At 36.1% G+C, this 25694-nt stretch carries 23 protein-coding genes and 1 tRNA gene; 15 read left to right on the forward strand and 9 right to left on the reverse strand.

What is annotated here, in order from left to right; all coding sequences use genetic code 11:
- Positions 1–68: 68 nt before the first annotated feature.
- The 12 genes from FNW21_RS16770 to FNW21_RS03065 all read left to right on the forward strand — a co-directional run bounded on the left by FNW21_RS16770 (position 69) and on the right by FNW21_RS03065 (position 12370).
- Positions 69–329 carry a four helix bundle protein gene (locus FNW21_RS16770; RefSeq protein ID WP_394344686.1) on the forward strand — a complete coding sequence of 87 codons (261 nt, stop codon included), beginning with the start codon at positions 69–71 and terminating at the stop codon, positions 327–329.
- Between the two features lie 51 nt (positions 330–380).
- On the forward strand, positions 381–1715 hold the full coding sequence (murD, locus tag FNW21_RS03015) for a UDP-N-acetylmuramoyl-L-alanine--D-glutamate ligase (RefSeq protein WP_144255253.1): 1335 nt from the start codon (positions 381–383) through the stop codon (positions 1713–1715).
- Positions 1716–1828: 113 nt separating this feature from the next.
- A complete protein-coding gene (locus FNW21_RS03020; protein ID WP_144255254.1) occupies positions 1829–3127 on the forward strand; it encodes an FtsW/RodA/SpoVE family cell cycle protein in 1299 nt (432 codons plus the stop codon).
- Positions 3128–3156: 29 nt separating this feature from the next.
- The gene (gene murG, locus FNW21_RS03025; RefSeq protein ID WP_144255255.1) at positions 3157–4242 is read left to right on the forward strand and encodes an undecaprenyldiphospho-muramoylpentapeptide beta-N-acetylglucosaminyltransferase; all 1086 of its coding nucleotides are present in this window, start codon (positions 3157–3159) and stop codon (positions 4240–4242) included.
- Between the two features lie 344 nt (positions 4243–4586).
- The gene (gene murC / locus FNW21_RS03030) at positions 4587–5936 is read left to right on the forward strand and encodes a UDP-N-acetylmuramate--L-alanine ligase (RefSeq protein ID WP_144255256.1); all 1350 of its coding nucleotides are present in this window, start codon (positions 4587–4589) and stop codon (positions 5934–5936) included.
- The gene (locus tag FNW21_RS03035; RefSeq protein WP_144255257.1) at positions 5923–6645 is read left to right on the forward strand and encodes a cell division protein FtsQ/DivIB; all 723 of its coding nucleotides are present in this window, start codon (positions 5923–5925) and stop codon (positions 6643–6645) included. The genes murC and FNW21_RS03035 overlap by 14 nt, the downstream gene beginning before the upstream one ends.
- Positions 6646–6651: 6 nt before the next feature.
- Positions 6652–8040, forward strand: a complete 1389-nt coding sequence (gene ftsA / locus FNW21_RS03040; protein WP_144255258.1) for a cell division protein FtsA — start codon at positions 6652–6654, stop codon at positions 8038–8040.
- A gap of 72 nt (positions 8041–8112) precedes the next feature.
- Positions 8113–10116, forward strand: a complete 2004-nt coding sequence (gene ftsZ / locus FNW21_RS03045; RefSeq protein WP_144255259.1) for a cell division protein FtsZ — start codon at positions 8113–8115, stop codon at positions 10114–10116.
- A 245-nt stretch (positions 10117–10361) separates the two neighbouring features.
- Complete coding sequence (locus FNW21_RS03050) at positions 10362–10811, forward strand: GatB/YqeY domain-containing protein (RefSeq protein WP_144255260.1); 450 nt, start codon at positions 10362–10364, stop codon at positions 10809–10811.
- 61 nt (positions 10812–10872) lie between these two features.
- Positions 10873–10946 (forward strand) — tRNA-Arg (locus FNW21_RS03055).
- 80 nt (positions 10947–11026) lie between these two features.
- Positions 11027–11878 (forward strand): helix-turn-helix domain-containing protein, encoded by an 852-nt coding sequence (locus tag FNW21_RS03060; protein WP_144255261.1) that lies wholly within the window; start codon positions 11027–11029, stop codon positions 11876–11878.
- Between the two features lie 93 nt (positions 11879–11971).
- Positions 11972–12370, forward strand: a complete 399-nt coding sequence (locus tag FNW21_RS03065; RefSeq protein ID WP_144255262.1) for a GlcG/HbpS family heme-binding protein — start codon at positions 11972–11974, stop codon at positions 12368–12370.
- Positions 12371–12568: 198 nt separating this feature from the next.
- Here FNW21_RS03065 and gldC read toward each other — a convergent pair whose 3' ends face one another.
- Entirely contained in the window at positions 12569–12904 is a 336-nt protein-coding gene (gene gldC / locus FNW21_RS03070; RefSeq protein ID WP_144255263.1) for a gliding motility protein GldC, read from the reverse strand.
- The gene (gldB, locus tag FNW21_RS03075) at positions 12894–13859 is read right to left on the reverse strand and encodes a gliding motility lipoprotein GldB (protein ID WP_144255264.1); all 966 of its coding nucleotides are present in this window, start codon (positions 13857–13859) and stop codon (positions 12894–12896) included. Before gldB ends, gldC begins: the two co-directional genes overlap by 11 nt.
- Before the next feature lie 99 nt (positions 13860–13958).
- Between gldB and nadE the strand changes: the two genes are divergently transcribed.
- Both nadE and FNW21_RS03085 read left to right on the forward strand, forming a co-directional pair.
- Entirely contained in the window at positions 13959–14759 is an 801-nt protein-coding gene (gene nadE, locus FNW21_RS03080; RefSeq protein ID WP_144255265.1) for an NAD(+) synthase, read from the forward strand.
- An 87-nt stretch (positions 14760–14846) separates the two neighbouring features.
- The gene (locus FNW21_RS03085) at positions 14847–15476 is read left to right on the forward strand and encodes a response regulator transcription factor (protein WP_144255266.1); all 630 of its coding nucleotides are present in this window, start codon (positions 14847–14849) and stop codon (positions 15474–15476) included.
- Between the two features lie 54 nt (positions 15477–15530).
- Here FNW21_RS03085 and FNW21_RS03090 read toward each other — a convergent pair whose 3' ends face one another.
- The 3 genes from FNW21_RS03090 to FNW21_RS03100 form a co-directional block, all read right to left on the reverse strand.
- Complete coding sequence (locus tag FNW21_RS03090; protein ID WP_221932045.1) at positions 15531–15866, reverse strand: Dabb family protein; 336 nt, start codon at positions 15864–15866, stop codon at positions 15531–15533.
- Between the two features lie 19 nt (positions 15867–15885).
- Positions 15886–17805: an alpha-amylase family protein gene (locus tag FNW21_RS03095; protein WP_144255267.1), complete on the reverse strand. Its 1920-nt coding sequence runs from the start codon at positions 17803–17805 to the stop codon at positions 15886–15888.
- 115 nt (positions 17806–17920) lie between these two features.
- Positions 17921–18676 carry an NUDIX hydrolase gene (locus tag FNW21_RS03100; RefSeq protein ID WP_144255422.1) on the reverse strand — a complete coding sequence of 252 codons (756 nt, stop codon included), beginning with the start codon at positions 18674–18676 and terminating at the stop codon, positions 17921–17923.
- Between the two features lie 461 nt (positions 18677–19137).
- On the opposite strand from FNW21_RS03100, the gene FNW21_RS03105 reads away from it, so the two are divergent.
- Positions 19138–20271 carry an acyltransferase family protein gene (locus tag FNW21_RS03105; protein WP_144255268.1) on the forward strand — a complete coding sequence of 378 codons (1134 nt, stop codon included), beginning with the start codon at positions 19138–19140 and terminating at the stop codon, positions 20269–20271.
- 164 nt (positions 20272–20435) lie between these two features.
- On the opposite strand, the gene FNW21_RS03110 is transcribed toward FNW21_RS03105, so the two are convergent.
- From FNW21_RS03110 to FNW21_RS03125, 4 genes are all read right to left on the reverse strand, one after another.
- Positions 20436–21494: a family 16 glycosylhydrolase gene (locus FNW21_RS03110; protein ID WP_144255269.1), complete on the reverse strand. Its 1059-nt coding sequence runs from the start codon at positions 21492–21494 to the stop codon at positions 20436–20438.
- A 34-nt stretch (positions 21495–21528) separates the two neighbouring features.
- Entirely contained in the window at positions 21529–22983 is a 1455-nt protein-coding gene (locus FNW21_RS03115; RefSeq protein WP_144255270.1) for a glycoside hydrolase family 30 protein, read from the reverse strand.
- Positions 22984–23210: 227 nt separating this feature from the next.
- A complete protein-coding gene (locus FNW21_RS03120) occupies positions 23211–24674 on the reverse strand; it encodes a glycoside hydrolase family 30 protein (RefSeq protein ID WP_144255271.1) in 1464 nt (487 codons plus the stop codon).
- A 155-nt stretch (positions 24675–24829) separates the two neighbouring features.
- Entirely contained in the window at positions 24830–25690 is an 861-nt protein-coding gene (locus tag FNW21_RS03125; RefSeq protein ID WP_144255272.1) for a hypothetical protein, read from the reverse strand.
- Positions 25691–25694: the final 4 nt, after the last annotated feature.

Here is a 25694-nt window from a genome sequence, read left to right on the forward strand (position 1 = left end):
AAGGAATTTGTTTTATCAAGCAAATTTTAAGAAGCGGAACTTCCATTGGTGCGAACATAGAAGAGTCAATAGGTGGTAGATCTGACAAAGAGTTTTTGTTCAAATTAGAAATTTCACATAAAGAAGCGCAAGAAACCATTTATTGGTTAAAATTATTAAAAGAAACCGATTATATTTCTAGTAGTGAATTTGAAAGTGTTTATGCTGAAGCTGAAGAAATTTATAAAAATACTAGACAAAATTATAATAACCTTAAAAGAGAAAATGTAAATCAATTAAAAATACGAATTGAAAATAATAGGAATGAAAAGCTGCTTGAATTCGGTTAATGGTGTCCAAAATTTTTAATTTTTAATTTTTAATTTTTAATTCAGAATAAAATGAAAAGACTAGTTGTTTTAGGTGGAGGAGAAAGTGGTGTAGGCACAGCTATTTTGGGAAAGAAAAAAGGATATACAGTATTTGTTTCTGATTTTGGAAAAATAAAAGACAATTACAAAGAAGTGCTTATTCAAAATGACATTCCTTGGGAAGAAGAGCAGCATACTGAAAGCTTGATTCTAAATGCCGATGTTGTCATGAAAAGTCCCGGAATTCCAGACAAAGCACCAATAGTAAAAAAATTGATTGCCAAAGAGATTCCAGTAATTTCCGAAATAGAATTTACCGCTCCTTTTACCAATGCAATGACTATAGGGATTACAGGTAGCAACGGTAAAACCACCACCACGATGTTAGTCTATCATTTATTGCAAAGTGCTGGTTTAAATGTGGGTTTAGGCGGAAATATCGGGAAAAGTTTTGCGTGGCAAGTTGCCGAGAATGATTTTGATATCTACGTGCTGGAGTTGAGCAGTTTTCAACTCGACGGGATTATCAATTACAAACCACACATTGCCATTTTGACCAATATAAGTCCTGATCATTTGGATCGATACGAGTATAAATATGAAAATTACATTGCTTCAAAATTTAGAATTACAAGGAATCAAACTGAATCCGATTATTTAATTTATGATTCGGATGATGAAGCAACAACGGAATGGTTAACAACAAACAAAACAAAAGCAACATTAATTCCTTTTTCACTGACCCAAGATTTTGAACAAGGAGCATTTATCAAAAACAACAACATGGAAGTTAGAATCAATCACGAAGAGTTTATAATGGAGACGGAATACATTGCATTAGAAGGGAAACACAATATGAAAAACGCTATGGCTGCTACTTCTGTCGCCAAAATAATGCAAATACGAAATGCAACTATTCGGGAGAGTTTATCAAATTTTCAGGGCGTTGAACACCGTTTAGAGAAAGTACTCAAAATACAAAACGTGCAATATATAAATGACTCCAAAGCAACCAATGTAAACGCAACCTTTTTTGCTTTGGATAGCATGAATGTGCCAACAGTTTGGATTGTAGGTGGCGTTGACAAAGGAAATGATTACAATGAATTGATGTCATTGGTGAGAGAAAAAGTGAAAGCCATCATTTGCCTTGGTGTAGATAACAAAAAAATTATAGATGTTTTTGGGAACGTAGTCGACATCATGATTGAAGTTACGAATATGAACGATGCCGTAAAAATGGCACAACGCTTAACCGAAAAAGGCGATGCCGTTTTACTCTCTCCAGCTTGTGCGAGTTTTGATTTATTCGAAAATTACGAGGACAGAGGACAACAATTTAAGCAAGCGGTTCATAATTTATAATTTTAGATTATTAGTTCAAGATTAAAAAAACTATTAATGATAGAATAAGCAAACAAAATAAATTGTAATCACGCAAGAATCTAAAATCTAAATTCTTAAATCTAAATTTAATAATGAAAGAACTAGTAAACAAATTAAAAGGAGACAGAGTAATATGGACCTTCGTGGCCTTATTAGCCCTGTTTTCGTTTATGCCTGTTTTTAGTGCCAGTAGTAATTTGGCCTATATTGGCCATGGAACTGGGAATACATTAGGTTATTTGGTCAAACATTTGGCACATATTTGTATTGGGTTTTTAATAATTTACTGGGTACACAAAGTGCCGTATCATTATTTTAGAGCCATATCCAAAGCCGGTTTACCTGTAGTTTGGCTACTTTTAGCCTATACTTTAATCAAAGGTACCGTAATTGCGGGCGCCAATGCGAGTAGGTGGATTCAAATTCCGTTTATAGGTATTACCTTTCAAACATCGACTGTCGCAGCCATTATATTATTTATATTTGTGGCCCGTTATTTGTCAAAAAAAAGAGAAGAACCCATTACGTTTAAGTCATCTTTAATAGAACTTTGGTTGCCCGTTTTTATAACCTTATTATTTATTTTACCGGCTAACTTTTCGACTACTGCATTAATCTTTTCCATGGTTATTATGTTGGTTTTTATAGGAAAGTATCCTTTAAAATATATTGGTTTTATAATTGGTTCGGGTATTGTTTTTTTAGCTTTTTTTATTCTGATTGCCAAAGCATTTCCCGATTCGAGATTTTTTAGCCGAGTAGGAACTTGGGGAAGCCGAATCGAAAATTTTACTAGCAACAAACCCAACGAAGATGATTACCAAATAGAAAAAGCAAAAATAGCAATCGCCTCGGGAGGACTTTACGGTTTGGGTCCGGGAAAAAGCGTTCAAAAGAATTTTTTGCCACAATCCTCTTCCGATTTTATTTTTGCCATTATAGTTGAGGAATGGGGATTGTTTGGCGGATTAGTCATTCTGGGATTGTACTTATTATTGCTGTTTCGGTTTGTAATTGCCTCGCACAAAGCCAATACTTTATTTGGCAAATTAGTGGTGGTAGGTTTGGGTTTTCCTATGATATTTCAAGCCATGATTAATATGGCAGTTGCCGTTGAGTTACTTCCGGTAACAGGGCAAACGTTACCCCTTATCAGTAGTGGTGGAAGCTCGATTTGGATGACCTGTTTTGCGCTAGGAATCATTATAAGTGTCACCAGAAAAGAAGAGGAAATTGCCGAAGAATTGAAAGAAAAAGCAATTAGAGACGAAGCACTTCGCAAGTTGATAGACGCTCACATAGCATCAGAGGAGGATCCTGAAATGGATGCAACATCCTATTCTATTGAGGATAAAGCAACAAATCCCATGAGTGCAGTAGCAAATAAGTAGTAGATACAAATTGACTAATTAGTATAAAAATGGCTCAATATAAATTTATTTTAAGTGGTGGTGGAACTGGTGGACATATTTATCCAGCAATTGCTATTGCTAACGAATTAAAAGTTCGTTTTCCTGATGCCAAAATTCTTTTTGTAGGTGCCAAAGATAAAATGGAAATGCAAAAAGTACCACAAGCGGGTTACGAAATAAAAGGACTTTGGATTGCAGGATTGCAACGAAAATTGACCTTACAAAACGCAATGTTCCCCTTTAAACTAGTAGCTAGTTTATGGGAATCCCGAAAAATAATCAAACAATTCAAGCCCAATGTGGTAATAGGAACTGGCGGTTTTGCTAGCGGCCCATTACTAAATATGGCTAGTACGCTAGGAATTCCAACAGTGATTCAAGAGCAAAATTCCTTTCCAGGAATTACTAATAAATTGTTGAGCAAAAAAGCGAGAGCAATATGTGTAGCCTATGAAAATCTAGATCGTTTTTTTCCAAAAGAAAAAATGATCCTGACTGGGAATCCTGTACGTCAAGATTTACTGGATGTTGCTACCAAAAAAGACGAAGCAATCGCATTTTTTAATTTGGATACTTCCAAGAAAACACTTTTGGTTTTGGGTGGAAGCCTAGGTGCCCGTAGAGTGAATCAATTAATCGAAAAAGAAATAGACGGAATTCTTTTGCAAAATATTCAAGTAATCTGGCAATGCGGAAAATTATATTTAGAAGATTATAAAAAATACAGCAGTACCAATGTTCAGGTGGTTGCCTTCATCGAAAGAATGGATTTGGTTTATGCTGCGGCGGATATAGTAATTTCTAGAGCAGGAGCTTCCTCGGTTTCGGAGTTGTGTATCGTGGGGAAACCCGTTATTTTTATACCCTCCCCTAATGTCGCCGAAGATCACCAAACTAAAAATGCACAGGCGATAGTGTCCAAAAAAGGAGCACTCATGTTGAAAGAATCTGAATTAGACAGTCAGTTTAGTCTTGTTTTTGAAGCCTTATTGAAGGACAAAGGCAAACAATTGCAATTGAGCGAAAACATTAAACAATTGGCTTTGCCTATGGCAACTCAAAATATAGTTGATGCCATTGTTAAGTTGCTATAAATTCAATAATCTACCTACCAAAAGTAGTCTTGGAGTATAAAAAAATAAAATATGTTTTATCAATTACTTTTAGGTAGTGTTTTTGTAATCATTGGGATAAGTATTTATTTCTATATTATGAATAGAGAGATAAAAAAAAAGGAGAGTTATTGGATAAGCTATTTTTTTGGAATTGGATTTGTTGTTTTTGGATTATTCCTAATAGTTCAACAGATATTTAATTTTTCAATTTATAAGTGGGTCTTTTTTTTTATGAGTAAAAATAAGTAATAATAATTTAAAATAACCCTTTTCCAGTTTTGGTAACACTCTCTTTTGGTGAGGGGTTGGGATGAAGAAAAAAAATGAACTTAAATCAAATACATAACGTCTATTTTATAGGAATTGGAGGCATTGGAATGAGTGCTTTGGCACGTTATTTTAAAGCCATAGGAAAAGAAGTTTCAGGCTATGACAAAACACCGTCAATACTTACAAACGAATTAATCGAAAGTGGCATTGCAATTCATTTTGAAGACAATATAACTTTGATTCCCAGTCATTTTAATCCCAGCAATACGTTAGTGATTATTACGCCTGCCGTTCCGAAAGCACATTTGGAATGGAATTATTTTTTGCAAAATGATTTCCAAGTCAAAAAAAGAGCCGAAGTTTTAGGAATCATCACCAAAGATACTTTTTGTTTTGCTGTTGCAGGAACGCACGGAAAAACAACCACGTCAAGTATTTTGGGGCATATTTTATATGAAAGCGGAGCCGATGTTACCGCTTTTATAGGCGGAATTGTAGAAAATTACAACTCTAATTTAATAGGAACTGGCAAGACAATTACGGTAGTCGAGGCCGATGAATTTGACCGCTCCTTTTTGCATTTGCATCCCAATATTGCTTGCATCACCTCCATGGATGCTGATCATTTGGATATATATGGTACCAGCGAAGCAATAGAGGCCTCGTTTATAGAATTTGCCGATAAAATAACTGATAAAAACAACCTTTTTATAACCAATGAATTGTCAATTGAAGGTGTGGTTTGCGCAGTAAACCAAGAGGCAACATTCAAGGCATTTAACGTCCGAATTCAAGAGGCTAGTTATGTTTTTGACGTGCAAACACCAGACGAAATAATCAAGGATTTACATTTTGGATTACCTGGAAAACACAATTTAATGAATGCATTAATGGCTTTGGCAATGGCAAAAACTTTTGGCACCCCGACCGAGGCAATTGCTAAAGCTTTAATGTCATTCAGAGGGATTCGCAGACGTTTTTCATACCAAATAAAAACACCTCATTTAGTTTATATAGACGATTACGCACACCATCCTACGGAGATAAATGCGGTACATCAAGCGGTTAGAGAATTGTATCCTAATCAAAAAGTAGTAGCCATTTTTCAACCCCATTTGTTTAGTCGAACCAAAGATTTTGCTGATGATTTTGCCAAAAGCTTGTCACAATTTGACCAAGTGTTATTATTAGATATTTATCCCGCACGGGAACTACCCATGGAAGGAATTACGTCGCAATGGCTACTGGATAAAATGACAAACGAAAATAAAAAATTAGTAACCAAAAAAGATTTGATTCCAACTATTTTGGCAACTGATGCTACTATAATTGTAACCATTGGCGCAGGCGATTTGGGCGAAATGGTACCCACCATAAAAAAAGCATTGTATGAAAGGATTTAATTGGACAAATATTCGATTGTTGCTGATGGTGGTATTGGTGATTTTCCTGTTTTCGTTTACCTCAAAACGAAATGAAAAGCGGAAAATTGTTAAATCAGTAGTCGTTTTTGTTGGAGAAAATACGCTTTTTATTAAACAGGAAACGGTTAATAAATTGTTAATAGAAAATAAAAAAGAGGTGCAAAGTATTCGTAGAGAAGACTTAGATTTGAATAAATTGGAAAAAGCGATAGGCGCACAAGCAATGATAGACGAATCAGATGTTTTTGTGAGTATCGATGGTGTTCTAAAAGCAGTAGTTAAACAAAAAACTCCCATAGCGAGAATTTTTGATAACGGCACGTCTTTCTATATTGATTATAAAGGAAATAACATGCCGCTTTCAGCAAATTTTACCGCAAGAGTTCCACTTGTTTCTGGGGAAATAAATGCAAAAAACAAGAAAGATTTAACCGAAATATTTCGTGCAATCTATAACGATGCGTTTTTGAAAAAAAACATCATTGGGATACAAATAATGCCAAATGGAAGCTTATTAATGCTCAATAGAAATTTTGATTACCAAATAGATTTTGGTAGCGTAAGGAATGCAGAGCGAAAATTTAAAAATTACAAAGCTTTTTTTCAGAAAGCAGTTTCAGATAGTGTTTTGACAAAATACAAAAAAATTGACCTCCGGTTTACAGAACAAGTAGTGTGTACTAAATAATAGAGAATGGAAAAAGAGAATATTGCAGTAGGTCTAGATATTGGGACAACAAAAATTGTTGCCATGATAGGCAAAAAAAATGAGTACGGAAAACTAGAAATTTTGGGTGTTGGAAAATCCAAAAGTTTGGGTGTAGCGAGAGGAGTTGTAAATAACATTACTCAAACTATTCAATCCATACAACAAGCTATTTTAGAAGCCGAAAATAATTCTGGTTATAAAATAAAAGATGTTGTAGTAGGAATTGCAGGTCAGCACATTCGTAGCATTCAACACAGCGATTACATTAGCCGTAGCAATCCCGAAGAAGTAATAGGCGATTGCGATATTGATATGTTAATCAATCAAGTGCACAAATTAGCCATGCTTCCAGGTGAAGAAATCATACATGTATTGCCACAAGAATTTAAAATCGACGGACAATCTGACATCAAAGAGCCTGTGGGAATGTATGGTGGTCGTTTAGAAAGTAGTTTTCATATTGTTGTAGGACAAGCCTCGTCAATTCGAAATGTGGGTAGGTGTATTCAAAGTTCAGGCATCGAATTGTCAGGATTAACATTAGAACCATTGGCATCATCAGACGCAGTTTTGAGTCAAGAAGAAAAAGAAGCAGGAGTTGCACTTATTGATATAGGTGGCGGAACAACGGATTTAGCCATTTTTAAAGATGGAATTATTCGTCATACTGCTGTAATTCCTTTTGGAGGCAATGTCATTACCGAAGATATTAAAGAAGGTTGCTCGATTGTAGAGAAACAAGCCGAATTATTGAAAGTTAAATTTGGTTCTGCATGGCCTGGAGAAAATAAAGACAATGAAATTGTATCCATTCCTGGAATAAGAGGTAGAGAACCAAAAGAAATTTCGCTAAAGAATCTTTCTAAAATAATTCACGCCCGCGTTGTCGAAATTATCGAACAAGTTTTTGCCGAAATAAAAGTATACGGTCACGAGGATCCTCGTAAAAAATTAATTGCTGGAATTGTACTTACAGGTGGCGGAGCTCAACTCAAACACATCAAGCAATTAGTCGAATACATTACTGGAATCGATACCAGAATTGGATATCCAAACGAGCATTTAGCCGGAAATTCCGATGAAGAAATTTCAAGTCCGTTGTACGCAACAGCCGTTGGATTAGTGATGAACAGCATCGAAAAGAAAACACAAAGTGCTGTAAAAATGCAAGTAAATGTAATTCCTGAAAGAGTAGTTTACCAGCGAGAGCGCTATGTAGAACCCACTCCAGAGGTTCAGGAACCAGTACATATCGCAACAAAAGTGGTGGCAAACAAACCCACAGGAGCTGAATCAACTGAAACCAAAATCCGAAGATCCTTTCTAGACAAATATGTAGATAAGATTAAAGATTTTTTAGATAACGCAGAGTAAAAATAGTTTCCTTATTGGCCAAAGCCTTGAGTGAAAAAAAATAATAAATAAGAATTTCAAAAACCCAATAAGATGATGAGCAATTCAGAATTTGGAAGTATTTCATTTGATTTACCAAAAAACCAGTCAAATGTAATAAAAGTTATTGGTGTAGGTGGCGGCGGAAGCAATGCCATCAATCACATGTTTAAACAAGGCATCAAAGGTGTCGATTTTATCGTTTGTAATACGGATTCGCAAGCATTGCAAAACAGTGCCGTTCCCAACAAAATTCAGTTAGGCGTGAACTTAACCGAAGGACTTGGGGCTGGAGCAAATCCGGATGTAGGACAACAATCAGCAATAGAAAGTATTGGTGATATCGAAAAAATGCTCGATCGCAATACGAAAATGGTCTTTATAACCGCTGGAATGGGCGGAGGAACTGGAACTGGAGCTGCGCCAGTAATTGCTCAATTGGCCAAAGAAAGAGACATTTTAACTGTAGGTATTGTCACATTGCCGTTCTTGTTTGAAGGAAAAGTGCGTCAAGAACAAGCCAAGGTAGGAATCGAAAAACTGCGTAAACAAGTAGATTCTTTAATTGTTATCAATAATAATAAATTAAGAGAAGTATATGGTAATCTAGGTTTCAAAGCTGGATTTTCGAAAGCGGATGAAGTTCTGGCAACTGCCTCTAGAGGAATTGCCGAGGTAATCACACACCATTATACTCAAAATATAGATTTAAGAGATGCCAAAACGGTGTTGTTCAATAGCGGAACTGCCATCATGGGATCGTCGATTTCATCTGGTGAGAACAGAGCCAAAGAAGCTATAGTTGCTGCTTTGGATTCGCCTTTATTGAACGATAACAAAATTACAGGAGCCAAAAACGTATTGTTGCTTATCGTTTCTGGATCAACTGAAATTACAATTGACGAAATTGGCGAAATCAACGATCATATTCAAAACGAAGCAGGTCACAATGCCAATATTATTATGGGTGTGGGTGAGGATGAAACCCTTGGCGACTCAATAGCAGTTACTATTATTGCAACTGGTTTTGACGTTGAACAACAAAATGAAATTGTAAATACCGAACCAAAAAAAATCATTCACACATTAGAAGATGAACAAAAAAGTGTTCACAATCTAATCAATAGTCCTGTAGCTGCTTTTGATTCCAATGAAAAAAGCCAAGATTCAATTACTAACGAAAGAATTGTTTTTGAATTACTAGAAGAAGAAATAGTTCCAGAACCAGTTTTTGTTGCTGCACCAGTTATTGCTGCACCAATTGTTTTGGCTCCAGTTGTTTCTACAATAAATAAAGAGGAGCTTCAAGTGATGTCTGAATTTATTAAAAATTTAGATGTTACTTTCGAAATCGTTTCCCCTATTACGGATATCGATTTTACTATTTCTGCGCCAGTTGTTGCAGAAGTAAAAGCAGTACAACCCAAAATTATCGAGAAACTAGAACAAACATCATTCTCTTTCGATCTACCGCTTTTCTCTCCAAAAAAAGTGGAAGCAGCCCCAGTTGCTCCAAAAATGGAAAAAGTAGAAGAAAACAAAGTCTTTTTTGAATTAACAAATGATGCTCGAGAAATAAATGTGGTACAACCTGTACAATTCGTTCCTGTAACAGAATTGTCAGACAATGGAATTATCAAATATTCTCTTGAGGAATACATGGAAGAAGAACCTGATTTTACCGCTGTCAAAACAGTTGAAAAAATAGTAGAAGAAATTCCAGCCGAATTAAACATCACCATGAAACAGGTTGCAAAAACGCAACAGGACACAACCGCTTTCGAAAACATCTCCCCTATGGATATGACCATCGAAGAATCATTGAAATTCAGAGCCGATGAAAGACGTAAAAAACTAAAAGAGTTTAATTACAAATTTCACAATAACGTTTCGAGAGTTGATGAATTAGAACGTGAACCCGCTTATAAACGTTTGGGTTTGGATCTTTCTAGCACACAAACAAACAATACCAATTCAAGAATATCCGTTAGCACTGACAGTAACAACGACTTACAGTTCCGTTCTAACAACTCGTATTTACATGACAATGTAGATTAACTAACTCCAACCAATTTTGAACTAACCCGAATATTGAATTCAATTTTCGGGTTTTTTTTTGTACTAACAGTTCCCATATTACAGTTGGTAATTCCAGTAAATTTTCATAAATTTGTACCGCCTTAAAATAAAAGTATCACAAAAAGCCTTTTTTTTATTGTGGCAAAATAACAAGAAGAACATTCTATTTTTGGATTTACTCCAAAAACCTAAAATCCAATCTTCTACAATTAAATTCTAAAATTATGAGTTTATCAATATTAATCATGGACGACATTAAAGCCGCCATGAGAGCCAAAGACACCGTTGCACTAGAAGCATTACGAGCTATAAAATCAGAAATTTTATTAGCCCAAACTGCAACAGGATCCAAAGAAGAAATTTCGGCTGATGAAGAGATTAAATTACTTCAAAAATTGGTAAAAACCCGTAAGGATAGTGCTAAAATATTTACAGAACAAAACCGGTTGGATTTAGCTGAACCAGAATTAGCTCAAATAGCCGTAATCGAGAAATTCCTTCCCGCACAATTAAGCGAAGCTGAAGTGGAAGCGGTAGTTGCTAAAATTATAGCAGAGACTGGCGCATCAGGAATTGCTTCTATGGGAAAAGTAATGGGATTAGCAGCAGCTCAATTAGGCGGCACCGCCGAAGGGAAAACCATTTCGACTATTGTAAAAAAATTATTGACATAAATAATGATTTTAGTTTACGATTTTAAATCACAAATCTAAAATCGTAAATCAAAAATCAAAAGACTGCGTAGTTCAACTGGATAGAATATCAGATTTCGACTCTGAGGGTTGCAGGTTCGAACCCTGCCGTGGTCACTTTTAAAATTAATTAACGCAATTACCAGTTACAGGTGTTGCGTTTTTTTTGTTGTTGCAAATTCTATTAAACAACCAAAATGGAGATTCAAAACATACCCGAAATTTTTCTCACCAAGGCTGATTCGCTACCAGATTTATTTGTTTACGACTACAGGATGAATGCCGATGTGGTAAAAAACAAAGTAGATTTAGGTTTAAATATGTTTAGTTTTTTGCAAATTGGTCAAAAAAAAGTTCATTTTGCCAATGCGGTAGTCGCAGTAAATGAAGACCAATCCTTACTTATAGAAAGCGGCAATTGCTTGTTTACGGAATTATTGAATAAGGAAAATACGTATTTTTGTAAACTGTTTTTTTTCTCACAAGCCAAAGTAAACGATTTTTTAGAAAAACATGCTGTAAATTTTATTATCGAAAAAAACAATTCCCCCAAGGAGACTCCCTATTTTATTATAGAAAATGATGCTTATATTCGGCTATTTGTGACCTCACTTGCTTCGATAACGGTTGTGAAAAAGGAAAATATTCAAAGTTTTTTGTCCTTAAAATTCGAAGAAATCATGCTTTATTTGATGGATAAATACGGTATGGTATTCACTCAATACGCCTATTCGCTTATAAAAACAGACAACCAATCGTCCTTCAAAAAAATAATTGAAGCCAATGTTTATTCGAATCTAAAACTTGAAGAACTAGCCTTTTTATGCAACAGCAGCTTATCTACTTTTAAGCGCAATTTTGTTCGCATTTACGCAACATCCCCTGGGAAATGGTTACAGCAAAAAAGATTGCAAAAAGCCAAAGAACTTTTACAAGACGGAAAATTCAAGGCATCGGAGATTTACTTGGATTTTGGATATGATAATTTGTCCAATTTCAGCATTGCTTTCAAAAATGAATTTGGATTCAGTCCCAAAAAAACAATTTAAAAGTGACCTTTTTTAATAAGTTTTTGAACCTAAATAATAATTCATTATGCGCAGAAACTATTTAATTTTGGAATGAACTTTTAAAATAAAAAAATGAACATTACACTAGATCAAGCCGAAAAAATGATTGCCGCAGCAAAAGTTAAAGCAGTAGCTTTGAATACAAAAATGAATATTACCGTAGTAGACGCTGGAGCGAATATGGTTGCCTTTGCTCGCATGGATGGCGCCTGGTTAGGATCAGCCGATATTTCATTAAAAAAAGCAAAAACAGCCCGTTTTTTTGACATGAATACTGGAATTATAGGAAGTTTATCTCAACCTGGTGGCGCTTTATTTAATATAGAACATTCTAACGGGGGATTAATTACCTTTCCTGGTGGAGTTCCTGTACAAAATGCAGCTGGCGAAATCATAGGAGCTATTGGCGTAAGCGGAAGTACTGTAGAAAATGATCATGCCGTTGCAGCTGCTGGAGCTTTGGCAGTATAATCGCTTTTCAATCAAACTTAAAGCAATATAAACATTCAATTAATACCATTACCGTAAAATAGTAATGGTATTTTTTTATTAAAAAATATCGAATTAGCGGTATACACAAATTTAAACCAATACTGTTTATACAACCACTTTAATTTAGATTTCCCCAAAAAGAAGAGCTTTAATTTGAGAGCTTTAATACAAAATAAATTATTTTTTTAGCTCCAACTTCTCGGCAAAATAATCACAAAAATCCATCATCGTGGCTGCCATTTTTTCGTCATTTGTAGCCCGATTGAAGGTTTCGGACATGGAAACCAGCGTTTGATGAAAGAAGATTTTCATTTCATCAACAGGCATATCTTTTGTCCACAAATCAATTCGCATACTTTCTTTGGCTTTGCTATCCCATATAGAAAGCATAATGGCCTTTGCCTCTTCTTGATTGATACCGCCGTCTTGTGCAGACCAAGTTAGTTTTTCAGGTACTTTATTTTCATCCAAAGCGATTTGGAATTTAATTTCGGAGGTATTGTTATTCGTCATTTTTTTTAGGTTTATATTTTGATTTATCAAAAATTTCTTTGGCATCCAGTTGCAACATATCCTGTACGGAAATAGCATTGTTCTTCATGTACGAACGAACAATTTGCCAGCCTATCCAAGCACCAACTCGGCCAGGTGAGTCATTATCGATTTCTAGATAAAATTTAGAAAACGGAGCTGCAATTATGAATCGAGAATTCAGCTTTTGATCATCGCTAAAAAGTAGTTCTTTTTCAATAAAATAACGCCACATATAGCTTTCATTTTGCTCGCACCACGTAATTTGTGCAGGCGAATATCCCATTTTATCCGCATCTGTGTACTGTGGCAACAGGAGGTCTTTTAAATACAATTGCTTGCCAAAATAAATCATTTGAGTGAGAAGATTTTTAGCAGTGCTACCCGTAATTTTCCCTTGCGAAAAACTAGAAACAATATCGGGTAGGATTTGATTTTGCTCAAAATCTTGTTTGATATAGTCCGGAAATTGATAAAATTTATGGTTTTTTCCTAAATACAATTCCAACGGAATAATCACTAAACTATCCGCATAAATGGCTTTGGTTTTGTAATCCATTTCAGAGATTATGGTAATTACTTTTGGTGTTTTCGTACTAGGAAAATAATGCTTAATGTGCTTGAAAAGCGTTTCAATTTCAGCTTTTTCTGGGTCAAAATTGGCGTATTTTTTCTCCACCTCGGCATACAATTCTCGCCATTGTGGATTTTGCATTTTTTGTAGCCAAACGCTGTCGTCAATTCCAGTTGGAAAAAAGAACGGATATTGTTTTTTTACCTTATCTAAATCTTGTGGTTTGGTTTCAAAAAAAACGGTGTCAAAACGCTCCACCTTGATAGTCATAGGAATTGCTTCGACTTGTTTTTCGATTTTAGTCTTTTGGTCGCAGGACAAGAAAAAAAGACAAAAGACTAACGGCAATAGATATATTTTCATATTTATTAATTAAATTAGCTTCCTAATAATCAGGAACGCAAATGTACTGCTAAATTGGTTTTGCAAATATACATTCCTGCTGCTTAAAACTTAATTATTATGACTAAAAAAAGCACTATTCAAGTCGAAAAAGTAAATCTTCACATTGTAAATTGGCTCAAATCGTATGCAGAAAATGCCAAATCAAACGGATTTGTAATTGGTATTTCAGGAGGTGTCGATTCAGCAGTAACCTCAACTCTTTGTGCGCAAACAGGTTTGAAAGTCGTATGTATTGAAATGCCAATACATCAGGCAGAAAGTCATGTTACCCGCGCACGAGAACACATAGACCAACTCAAAAAGCGATTCTCAAATGTAGAGAATGCTGTAGCCGATTTAACTTCGGTTTTTGAAACATTCAAAAGTATTGTTCCTAATACTGTTGAGGAAAGCAAAGTTCATTTGTCCTTGGCCAATACTAGAGCTCGATTGCGCATGACTACGTTGTACTATTTTGCTGGAATTCATGGACTTTTGGTCGCTGGAACAGGAAATAAAGTAGAGGATTTTGGCGTTGGTTTTTATACCAAATATGGTGACGGTGGCGTTGACTTAAGTCCTATTGCTGACTTGATGAAATCCGAGGTATATGCGCTAGGAGCCTATTTGCAAGTGCCCAATGCCATCTTGATTGCTGCTCCAACGGATGGTTTATTTGGCGATGATCGATCAGATGAAGATCAATTAGGAGCCAGTTATGATGAATTGGAATGGGCAATGCTACAAGCCGAAAATGGCAAGGAGGCAAGCGATTTTTCAGGTAAAGAAAAAAATGTATTTGAAATTTATAAAAAATTAAATACAGCTAACCAGCACAAAATGAGAGCTATACCTGTTTGTGAAATAAATAGAGATTAAAAAAATCGATAAACTGCATTTTTATTGTATTTTTTTTACTACATTTAACCTATCATTTTGATAAACAACTCTTAAAAAATAAATACCATGATTAAAGTTTGTTTAGCAGATAATTTTCCAGTAACACATTTTGGCGTAAAGTCTTACTTTAAAGACAACTCCGAGATATCAATTGTTGCCAATGTAGGTAACTTTTTGATGGTTAGGGACATTCTTCTCAATAAAGAAATTGACGTTTTAGTTCTAGATTTAGAATTAGAAGGTCTAGCAAGTATTTTTGAAGTTAAAGCAACTTTGAAAAACTTCCCAAAAACAAAGATTATCATTTTTAGTGGTCTTTCAGAACAAATTTATGCTCCAAATGCAATAAAAGCAGGAGTTTCAGGATTTGTTCATAAGTCCGAAAAATTGGAAACTTTGGGTCAATCGATTATTAAAGTCCACCAAGGAAAAATAATCATTAACGAAACTGTTCGCAAAAACATGGCTTTGATAGCAAAACAAAGCAAAAGCGAACGCTTGTATCGAAAACTTTCTAATCGTGAGATTGAAGTATTGCGTTATTTGAGTGATGGTAAGAAAAATCACGAAATAGCAACCATTCTTACTTTGAACGAGAAGACAATTAGTACTTACAAATTGCGATTGCTTACCAAACTAAACGTAACCAATTTGGTCGATTTAGTAAATAAAGCCAAAACATTAGAAATTGTATAAATAAAAAAACCGTCTCCTATACTAGAGACGGTTTTTTTTTGAGTTCTAAAAATACTACAAGGACTCATAATCTATTTCTAAAAAATCCTCCACTTGTTTGAGCCAAATATTTTGAACAAAAGCCACATGATCGGGGTGATTGTTGTAATATTGATACGCCTCATTGTTTTGAAATTCCATAGAAATTCCAAATTCATATTTGTTTTTAACGCTGGTTTGTTTTAAAATCTCAAAGGTACGAACGCCTTCGATTGCAGTTAATTTTGAAACGGCATCAAAAAAATGGCGTTTATCCTGATCACTCATCCCTGCTTTGAATGAAAAAATAACCGAATGCCGAATGGTTTTATTTAAAGGTACTTTTTGGGAATTACTGTTGTTGTTCATCATTTTATTTTTAAGTCAAAAATTATTGTTTTTTTAGCCATAGCACATCATACGCACTAATAAAATTCTTTTCTTGAATTTCTATCACACTATTTGTGAGTAAGCTAAAGACCTTAATAATACTGTCATCAAGGAAAACGCTTTTGCCAAAAAAAGTGTCAAATTCAGAGAAATTAGTAATTACATAAATTTGTTCCCCCGTTTTGGCAGTCTTTTTGAAAACCAATAAATGGGTGTTTTCGTAATCTATAAATTGAATGTCATTATTGTCCGCAAAGGCAGGAGTTTGCTTTCTGATGGCAATCATTTTTTTGAGTTGGGCAAAAACTTGTGCAGGTGGGGATGCGGTAGTTTTCTCGTTGATTAAATTCCAGTTCATTGCAGAACGATGCAACCAGCGATTATCGAACTTTTTGGTTTCGTCGTTGCGGTAGTCGTAATTATTGGGCAAAGCCACCTCATCGCCACTATAAATCATAGGCAAACCGCCAAGTGACAATATGATTCCATGCTGTAAATTGATACGTTTTATGGCCAATTCCGTTTCCTTTTGATTGCTTACACTTACCGCTTTTTCTAAACCACAAAGCGCCGCCATAGAACCTGACAAGCGAGCATTTCCGGTTTGTGGCTCAATCATAAATCGTTCTCCTAACCCAAAACTTCCGTTAAAACCATCGCAATAATGTTTTAGAATATACAAGCGGTGCTGCAAACTATCCCGTCCCAATTCCGTGACTAATTGATCCGAAAATCCCAGTCCAATATCATCATGACAACGAGCATAATTGATCCAAGTGGTGTTTTTGGGCTTTTTAGGAATGGCTTGAATTGATTTTTTGAGTAAACGCGTGTCTCTAGTCGCCAAAGCCTCCCAACTTAAGGCCATAAAATTAGCATTATAGGCAATATCACACTCATCGCCTTGAGCCAATCCTTCTCCAAAATATTTTATAATTTCATCTGGGGCTACAATTGCCTCGGCGATATAACCTACGCCTGGTGCAACAATTTGTCCAGCTAATTTAAAAAGTTGGAGCAATAAGTGAACTTCGGGAAGGTTTTGATTGTATTTTCCAATTTCTTTCCACATGTAGGCTACGGCATCAAATCGAAAAATATCGATTCCCTTGTTTGACCAAAATAACATAGTATCAATCATTTCAACCAAAACCAATGGATTTTTATAGTTCAAATCCCATTGATAACCATAAAACAAGGTCATTACCCATTGATTAGAATCGGGTAAATAAGTAAAATTTCCTGGCGACGTATCCGGAAAAATATCCGTCATGGTTTGCTCGTAAGCATTGGGCAAAGTTCTATCTGGAAAAAAATAGAAAAAATCTTTGTATTTGGGATGACCATTCCTGCCTTCGACCGCCCATTGGTGTTGATCTGCGCAATGATTGAGGACAAAATCCATGACAAGATTCATATCATTTCTTTGCATTTCTTGAACCAAGTCTTCAAAATCTGCCATTGTTCCAAACTTCGGATTAATTTCACGGTAGTTTTTTACGGCATAACCACCATCATTTTCAAATTCAGGCACGTCCAGAAAAGGCATCAAATGAATGGTGTTAATTCCTAAATCTAACAAATAAGGAATTTTAGCTTTCAAGCCATTAATATCTATGTTAAAAAGATCTACATACAGCATCATCCCAACAATTTTTTCGCTTGAATACCAATTAGGGTGCGCAACACGACTCAAATCTCGCTTTTTTTGCAAAGCAGAACGCTTCTCGAAATTAGCGACTAGGGATTGCAGTAACAATTCAAAAGCTTCCTCTTTGAAAGGACTATTGGCATATAAATTTTGAAACAAATCAGTGATTATGGGGAAATTGGCTCCCAATCGCAAATAAAAATCTTTGTCTTTTATTTTTACGCTTTTTAAAAAAACGTTTAATTTTGATAATTTTTCTGCCTGCTGCATGTTGGTATTGGTTTATATATTTTAAAAATAGTAAGTGTTATTCTGTTTTTATGATTGTTTCTTTTTTAAATAAGTTCCGAGTTATAGCAATTATATCTCCTTTTAAAATTTGAATTTACCAGCCTTGATTCAAGCCATTCTTGACTACTTCTTGGTATTTTTGTTTATCAAAACTATATAAATTGGGCGCTTTATGAGCTACATTACTTTTCTTTTCGTCTAATTTGACTAGTATTCCAATAGCAGTAATTTTACGCAGAAAATTGCGTCGATCTAGTTTTTTTCCCAAAATAGTTTCATAAAGTCGTTGTAATTCTGGAATTGTAAATTTTTCGGGTAATAAATTGTATCCAACCGGCATCAAATTCAATTCCATCCGTAGTGTTTCAAGTGCTTTATCCAGAATCTCTTTATGATCTAAAATTAATTCAGGGACTGCATGGTGATCAATCCATTCTACTGTTTCATTTTTCCCAACTTGCTGCGGAATAATTTGCGAAAAATCTACTAATGCATAATAGCCCACCGTAACAAAACGATTGGTATACCACTCCCCTTTTTCTTTTGGAATTCCGTAAAAATCTAAAACAATACTACTAAAATCACTATCGTTTCGTTTGGCACACCCAAAAGTAGCAAACTGTCTCAAAAAAATTCCTTTTACCCCTGTTCGATTGTTCAACACAGTAACAGCAGCTTGATCAATATCCTCATCAACAGGAACGAAACCTCCTGGCAAAGCCCATTTCTCGCTGTATTTAGTTTTTATCAACAAGACTTTGAGTTGATTGTCATGAAATCCAAAAATCACACAATCAATTGACAACCCGGGTTGATAAAGAGAAGTATCTTCTAAAACAGCTTTTAACATGATTTTCATTTTGAATCTTTTCTTTATAGGGTTGCAATTTACTTTTTTTTTCAAAGCTACAACTCTTAAATTCCATTTTCGACCTCTTTAAGTCTATTCATTTTTAAAAATAGTATAAAAAAACGACTTTAATTACACAAGTATCTACATAAAATTGGGATAATAAAAACGATATGTACTTTTTTTTCTTTTTTTGAATGTGAAATGTTTAAGCTATTAAAAAAAAACTAACTTTGCGTCATAATAACACTTTGTAGAGCATTGCTATTATATTAAACCAAAAACTAAACTTATGAAAAAAAATGCAATGCCGTATTGCGGGTTGATTTTTTCGACTCCATGGTACGCGCAAACAATTGATTATCCCTAAAAACAGTATCAATTGTAGATTAAAATAAAAATTGTTAGTTACTTATTGAGGCTGTTTATGTTGGGCAGCCTCTTTAAAAAAAAGAATCCTTATGGAAAAACCCGCATTACATACCAAGAAACATTACGCAATACTTGACGGTTTACGTGGTGTTGCTGCAATTATGGTTGTTGCCTTTCATATCATGGAGGCTCATGCTACGAGTCATCTAGATCAGGTTATCAATCACGGGTACCTTGCGGTTGACTTTTTTTTCTTACTCTCTGGTTTTGTAATAAGCTACGCTTATGATGATCGCTGGAGTAAAATGAATGTCACCGATTTTTTTAAAATTCGTCTTGTTCGCTTGCAGCCCATGGTTGTCATGGGAATGATTATTGGGGCGTTGACTTTTTATTACCAAGATTCATCGTTGTGGCCTACCATACACCAAGTACCCGTATGGAAAACCATAGTGATTATGCTCATAGGATTTACATTGATACCCGTGCCGCCCTCTATGGATATAAGAGGTTGGCAGGAAATGCACCCATTGAACGGCCCGGGATGGTCTTTGTTTTTTGAATACATAGGGAATATTCTTTATGCGTTATTTGTACGGAAATTTTCGAATAAAGCGCTTTCGATACTCGTATTTTTGTCAGGTTGTTTGTTGATTCATCTTGCTGTTACGAGTCCAAACGGCGATGTAATTGGGGGTTGGTCACTAGATTCTACGCAACTACACATTGGTTTTTCACGAATGTTGTTTCCGTTTTTTGGAGGGCTGTTATTGCATCGAATGGTAAAACTAACCACTATCAAAAACGCTTTTTGGTGGGCTAGTTTACTTACTGTTGCCGTACTAGCAATGCCCAGAATAGGAGGAAGTGAGCATTTATGGATGAACGGAATTTATGATTCCTTAAGTATTATTCTTGTTTTCCCGTTAATTGTATTCTTGGGAGCAAGTGGCGAAGTTACTGGTAAGTACGCTACTCGGATTTGCAAATTTCTGGGCGAAATATCATATCCTATTTACATTACTCATTATCCGCTTATTTACTTATACACGGCATGGGTTGTTGGTGCTAAAATTTCATTTGAAGAAGCATTGCCTATGAGTGTGCTCACGCTGATAGGAGCTGTACTTATTGCTTATGCTTGTTTGAAATTATACGACGAACCAATACGTATCTGGTTAAAAAAAAAGGGTTTTGAAAAAGAATTGATAGCCGTTTTCTAATTGAAATACCACAATACCATTTAGAAAATAAAATGTAAAATCATTCTTTTATTAAAAAAGCGATACTATTCAAAGGAATGGTATCGCTTTTTTTATGTGACAATTCGTTACTGTACCAATTTCAATTTTAAACAGATTTCTACAAAAAGTTACGCTATTTTACACTAATTATAGACTCTAATATAATCTACCTCTAACGTTGAAGACGAAAAGTTAGGATCCACATCGCCACCCCAACTGCCGCCCATGGCAAAATTTACTATTAAATAGAATTTTTTATTGAATGGAAATTTCTCCGAATTTTGAAAGGTGTAATACAAAACATCATCTACATAAAATTTGATTGCAGTTGCAGTCCAATTTGCAGTGTAAATATGGAATTCCGTATTATCAGTAGGTACATTTATGGTTCCGGTATCAGGAGTATTTCCTGAACGACCGGGTGAGTGCAACGAGGAATGATTTACGTGTAATTCCTTTCCAACTGATTCTAAAATATCGACCTCACCACACGCTGGCCATCCCACAGTACCTATATTACTACCCAGCATCCAAACTGCGGGCCAAGTCCCCACACCAGTAGGAATTTTAGCCCGAATGACTACTTTGCCATAGGTAAAATCAAATTTTCCGTTGCTTTCTATTCTACCCGATGTAAAATCACCATTTCCGTATTTTTCTCTAACGGCTTTGATTTTCAAAACTCCCCCTTCAACAATTGTATTTTGAGGGCGATTCGTATAGGATTGTAACTCATTGTTAACATGACCAGGATCCCAAATTTGAAACGTCCATTTCGAATTATCAGGTGCACCATCTACATTAAACTCGTCAGACCACACTAGTGTCGAACCTACAAAAACCGTTATTGTAGTGGTTGTGCTTACAAAATTTGCACCATTGTATGCCGACCCGTATACCGTAAATGTGTTTGTTCCAGCTGCCGCAAAAGTGTGCGTAAAACTCCCCGTGGTAGACTCTATTGTTTGTCCATCGACTAGCATTTTATACGACGTGGCATTGGTCGCACTCAAGGTAAACGTTACTTTTCCGGTACCATCACCCGTTGGTTTTTGCACCGTTGCGCCATCAATACTGGCCGTAATGGTTAGATTAGAAGGTTTTAACGAAGGCTCATTGCCACCATCAGTATTGCTGCTGCAAGAGCAAAAGGTAAAGCAAAAACTAATTACAGCGACTAGTTGTGAAAACTGTTTGTACATATCTTTTTTTATATAAATTAAAATTTTAGTTTTTTTACCAAATAAAAGTTCCCACAGCACCTGCGTCTAAAGACGTTGTTACCCACTTCCCGTTGTATTTGATATTGAATATTTCAGAAGCACTTCCGTCGTTTTCGACTAATAAAACGGTCTTTCCCACAGGGGTTTTGAACGCAATTGTATTCAAACTTCCCATCATTGTACTTGCAATTCTTACGGAACCTGCAGGAACAAATTTAGAAGCGTGTGCCGCAATATAATACCCAACGTTTCTAATAAAAGTTTCGGAACTGGTAATCGTGATAGCTCCTTTGCAGGTTGAACAACCACCAGCGGTGTGGGGTCCAAAATTACCATCATTGGCAAGATTCCATTGTAAGGCTGTCTTGCTCCAATTGCGCATGGAACCAATAATTACGTTTTTGACTTGCCATTTCAAATCGCCATCAAAACTGCCCGTTGACGCCGTATATTGCTCGGTAAAATAAACGTTTTTGCTAGGAAAAGCGTCGTGAACCGTGCTCAATGCGCTAATATCGCCTCCGTATAAATGAAATGCGGCACCATCTACAAATGGGTTTGCACCTGCATCATTAAGTACCGTCATTGGGTATTGGGTGTTGTCACAATTGTGATCGTAAGCAACAATTTTTGTAGTACTTGCAGTGGCTTGTAAGGCAGGCCCTAAATGGTTTTTTATAAAATCGGCTTGCTGTAGTGCCGTCATAACCATACTCGGGTTGTTGCCTCCATGCAAAGGTTCGTTTTGAGGGGTAAGGGCGTCAATTGTAATGCCCTCTTCTTTCATTTTTTGAAGGTATTTTACAAAATATTGGGCGTAAACGCTGTAGTATTGTGCTTGTAAACTACCGCCAACAAAACTAGCTTTGTCCTTCATCCAGAGCGGTGCCGACCATGGAGTTGCCATAATTTTGATTTTTGGATTAATCGCTAAAATGGATTTTAGCACAGGAATTAAATTAATTTTATCGGCTGACAAGCTAAAATTAGTCAAGTTCACATCCGTTTGTCCCGTGGCAAGATCGTCATAGGTAAAAGGAGCCGCATCCATATCAGAAGCACCAATGCTAATACGCAAATAACTGATTCCTATACCCGTACTCGTCCCGAACAGTTCTTGCAACAATTCTTGTTTTTTGGCTGGCGTTAATTGGTTGATTACTTCAGCACTACCTCCTGTTAAAGTAAACCCAAAACCATCAACGGTTTGATACGTTACTGTTGGGTCAACATCTATAGTTTGATTCGTGTTAAGAAGCGTTCCAAAACCCAAAACGCTTGTTTGCTTTTCTAACAAGACCGTTTGATTTCCTTTGGTTAACCAAAAATCAACATCGTTCGTCACCACAGGCGGTGTTGGTGTAGGCGTTGGTGTAGGTACTGGATCTACGCTATCATTCGATGAGGAACAACTTAATTGCATGAATATTGTTGCAATCAAGAATATTTTTTTTACTACACTTTTCATAGTTGTTTTTTTTATTGGCTTAATTCTATGAATTACCGCATTTATTGTAAGTTCTCCTGCGTGAGGGATAGTAGTGGAGCTCTTTTTTAGCTGGGCTTTTTCTGCCCAGCTAAAAAAAGCGGGAACGGATAGCCCGCCCCGAGGCTTTTTCTGCCGAGGGACACGCCCAAATTATAATGCTGTAAATTGTAGAATTAAGCGGTTTTATTTAAAATCAGATTTTGCCATTAATAAACTAGTGTTTGTATAGCATGCGAAGGAATTACGACTACTGTTTTCTCTGTACCAATGATTAAATTATAAGTTACTTTTTGATTGCTTTGGTTCATGACAACGGTAACCATTTTGCCATTTGTGTTCAGGAATGAAGTACTTAAAAGGCTGCTTCGGCTCACTGCCGTACTCACTCGTTTGGCATTGGTATGAATGAATTTAGAAAAATGCCCAATGTAATAATAGGAAGGCGTGTAGATTAATTCTCCCGAACGAATATCGGCATGAATTGGGGCAAAACAAAAATTACCTACGTGATTAGGGCCACCATTTTGATCCAAAAGTATGTTCCAATCCGTCCAACCTACAGTCCCGTTGTTAAAATCATTAATCATAGAAGTCCCGTATCGCTCGGCATTACCCCAAAACTGATATTTGGCAGCGTCAAATTTTTCGACACAACCTTCGGTAAATAGCAGTTTTTTGTCGGGATAGGCTTCGTAAACTTTGCGAACATTGTCGAACATAGGAGCTCCACCTGCCCAGGTTTCATACCAGTGATAAGCCATTCCCCAAGCATACTTTGCTGCTTCTGGATCATCATAAATCACGTTAGCACGCTGGGTCATCAAATCCCGATTGTGATCCCAAACTACAATTTTTTTATCTCCCAAACCTTCTTTTTTCATTGTTGGTCCAAGAAAATTTTTCAGGAAATCGCGTTCGGCTTCAGCGGTATAGACACACGATTCCCATTTTTGAACGGCCATTGGTTCGTTTTCGGTGGTGATTCCCCAAATTGGCATTCCTTCTTTTTCGTAGGCTTTGATAAATTTGGTGTAATAATTAGCCCAAGCTTGGTAATATTCTGGGAGTAAGGTGCCGCCTTTTAGCATACTTTTATTGCTTTTCATAAAAGCAGGAGGGCTCCATGGCGTTACGTAAAGCAACAATTTTCCGCCAGCAATTTTGGTTGCTTCTTTAATCAAAGGGATTCGGTATTGCTTGTCGTGCTCGATACTGAAGGTTTTCAAACTCGCATCGCCTTCCTGAATGTAGGTGTAACTTGCGCTACTAAAATCCGTACTATGAATAGACGTTCTGGCCAGTGTATAGCCAATGCCGCTATTTTTATCATAATAAGCATGCAGTAGTTCTTGTTGTTTCTCTTTGGACAATTTGGCATAAACTTCGGCACTAGCATCCGTAATGGCACCACCAATTCCCATAAAGGATTGAAAGGTTTTTTGAGGAGCTACAAAAATCGAAATTTCTGTTTCCAAGGGTTGCTTGGTAGCTACAAAAGCGAGAGTATCAGTTGGGGTCAGCCTTAATTTAGTGCTATCAGCCGTGGTGTAAACGGTAACCAATTTGCCTTTGGTTGTAAAATCAGTTTGGTGCTTTTTGACTTTTTGCCCTTGAGCGAAAAAAGAAAAAGAGCACAGGAGACAAATAAGTTTTAAGCTATTATTTTTCATATTCTATAGTATTTTAGTTTGAAAATTCAGTTTGTTTAAAAAAAGTGTTTTTCAAAATTAACGGTATTATTTGAGAATTCAATTTTTTATAAAAAATAGCCCAAAATCCTAGGAAAATGGGCTATTTCACCAACTAAACTCAATTTAAACTTAACTTATTTTCCTCTCATTTCAACATTTGTAATAGAAATTCCTGTAGCCCCAATGTTTTCACCACCGCATTTAATTACTAAATAAATAGTTCCTGACTCTGCAAATTTGACAACATTTCCAGAACCTACGCAGCCCACAGCCGATAGTTTCCCTTCAAAAGACCCCGTGGCACAACCGTCCCAAGTGCTCATTCCCATTCTACGACCCTCTGCGGAGTAATCGCTGTTTTGAACAGGAACTGTTTTTGAAGCATAGACTTCAAACCAAGTATTTGAGGAACCTCCACCAAAAACTTTCATATCAATTTTATATTCTTTGCCCGCTTGAACCTGAATAGCTTGGTATATCCCTTGCTGATTCCAACCGCCTCCTTTTATGGTAGCACTTCCTGAATTGAAAGACCAGCTCGTACCAGAATCACTGATTTTTAGAATAGTCCATTTGGCGTGATCAGCCGCATTAGCAAACCTACCACCAAGTACCAAATTCCCTTTGGCAGGGTCCGAAGTAGCCACTACAAGTTCTTGTGCAACGGTATTGGTCAAACCTCCTCTACCTATTGCAGTGTGTTTTATGGTATAAGTACCAGCATCTGGCAAGGCAATTACCTCGGACATTTTGCCTACAAAAGCGCCTTCGCCAATATCCCATTTGGATGCAATGACATTGGTTGTTTGCGCATTCAAAGTGTAATTGTTAACCGCTCCAGACACCGGAGTGATTGTAAATGCAGCATCAACATTAGGGTCAGACAAACCGTTACCGTCCCCAACTGCATCAGTAGAACAACTGGTTAATCCACTTACTGTTGCCATAGCAAACAGCAGGAACACACTTCTTTTTAAAATTATATTTAAGTTCATATTT

The sequence above is a fragment of the Flavobacterium restrictum genome (genome assembly GCF_007097245.1).
GTDB lineage: Bacteria > Bacteroidota > Bacteroidia > Flavobacteriales > Flavobacteriaceae > Flavobacterium > Flavobacterium restrictum.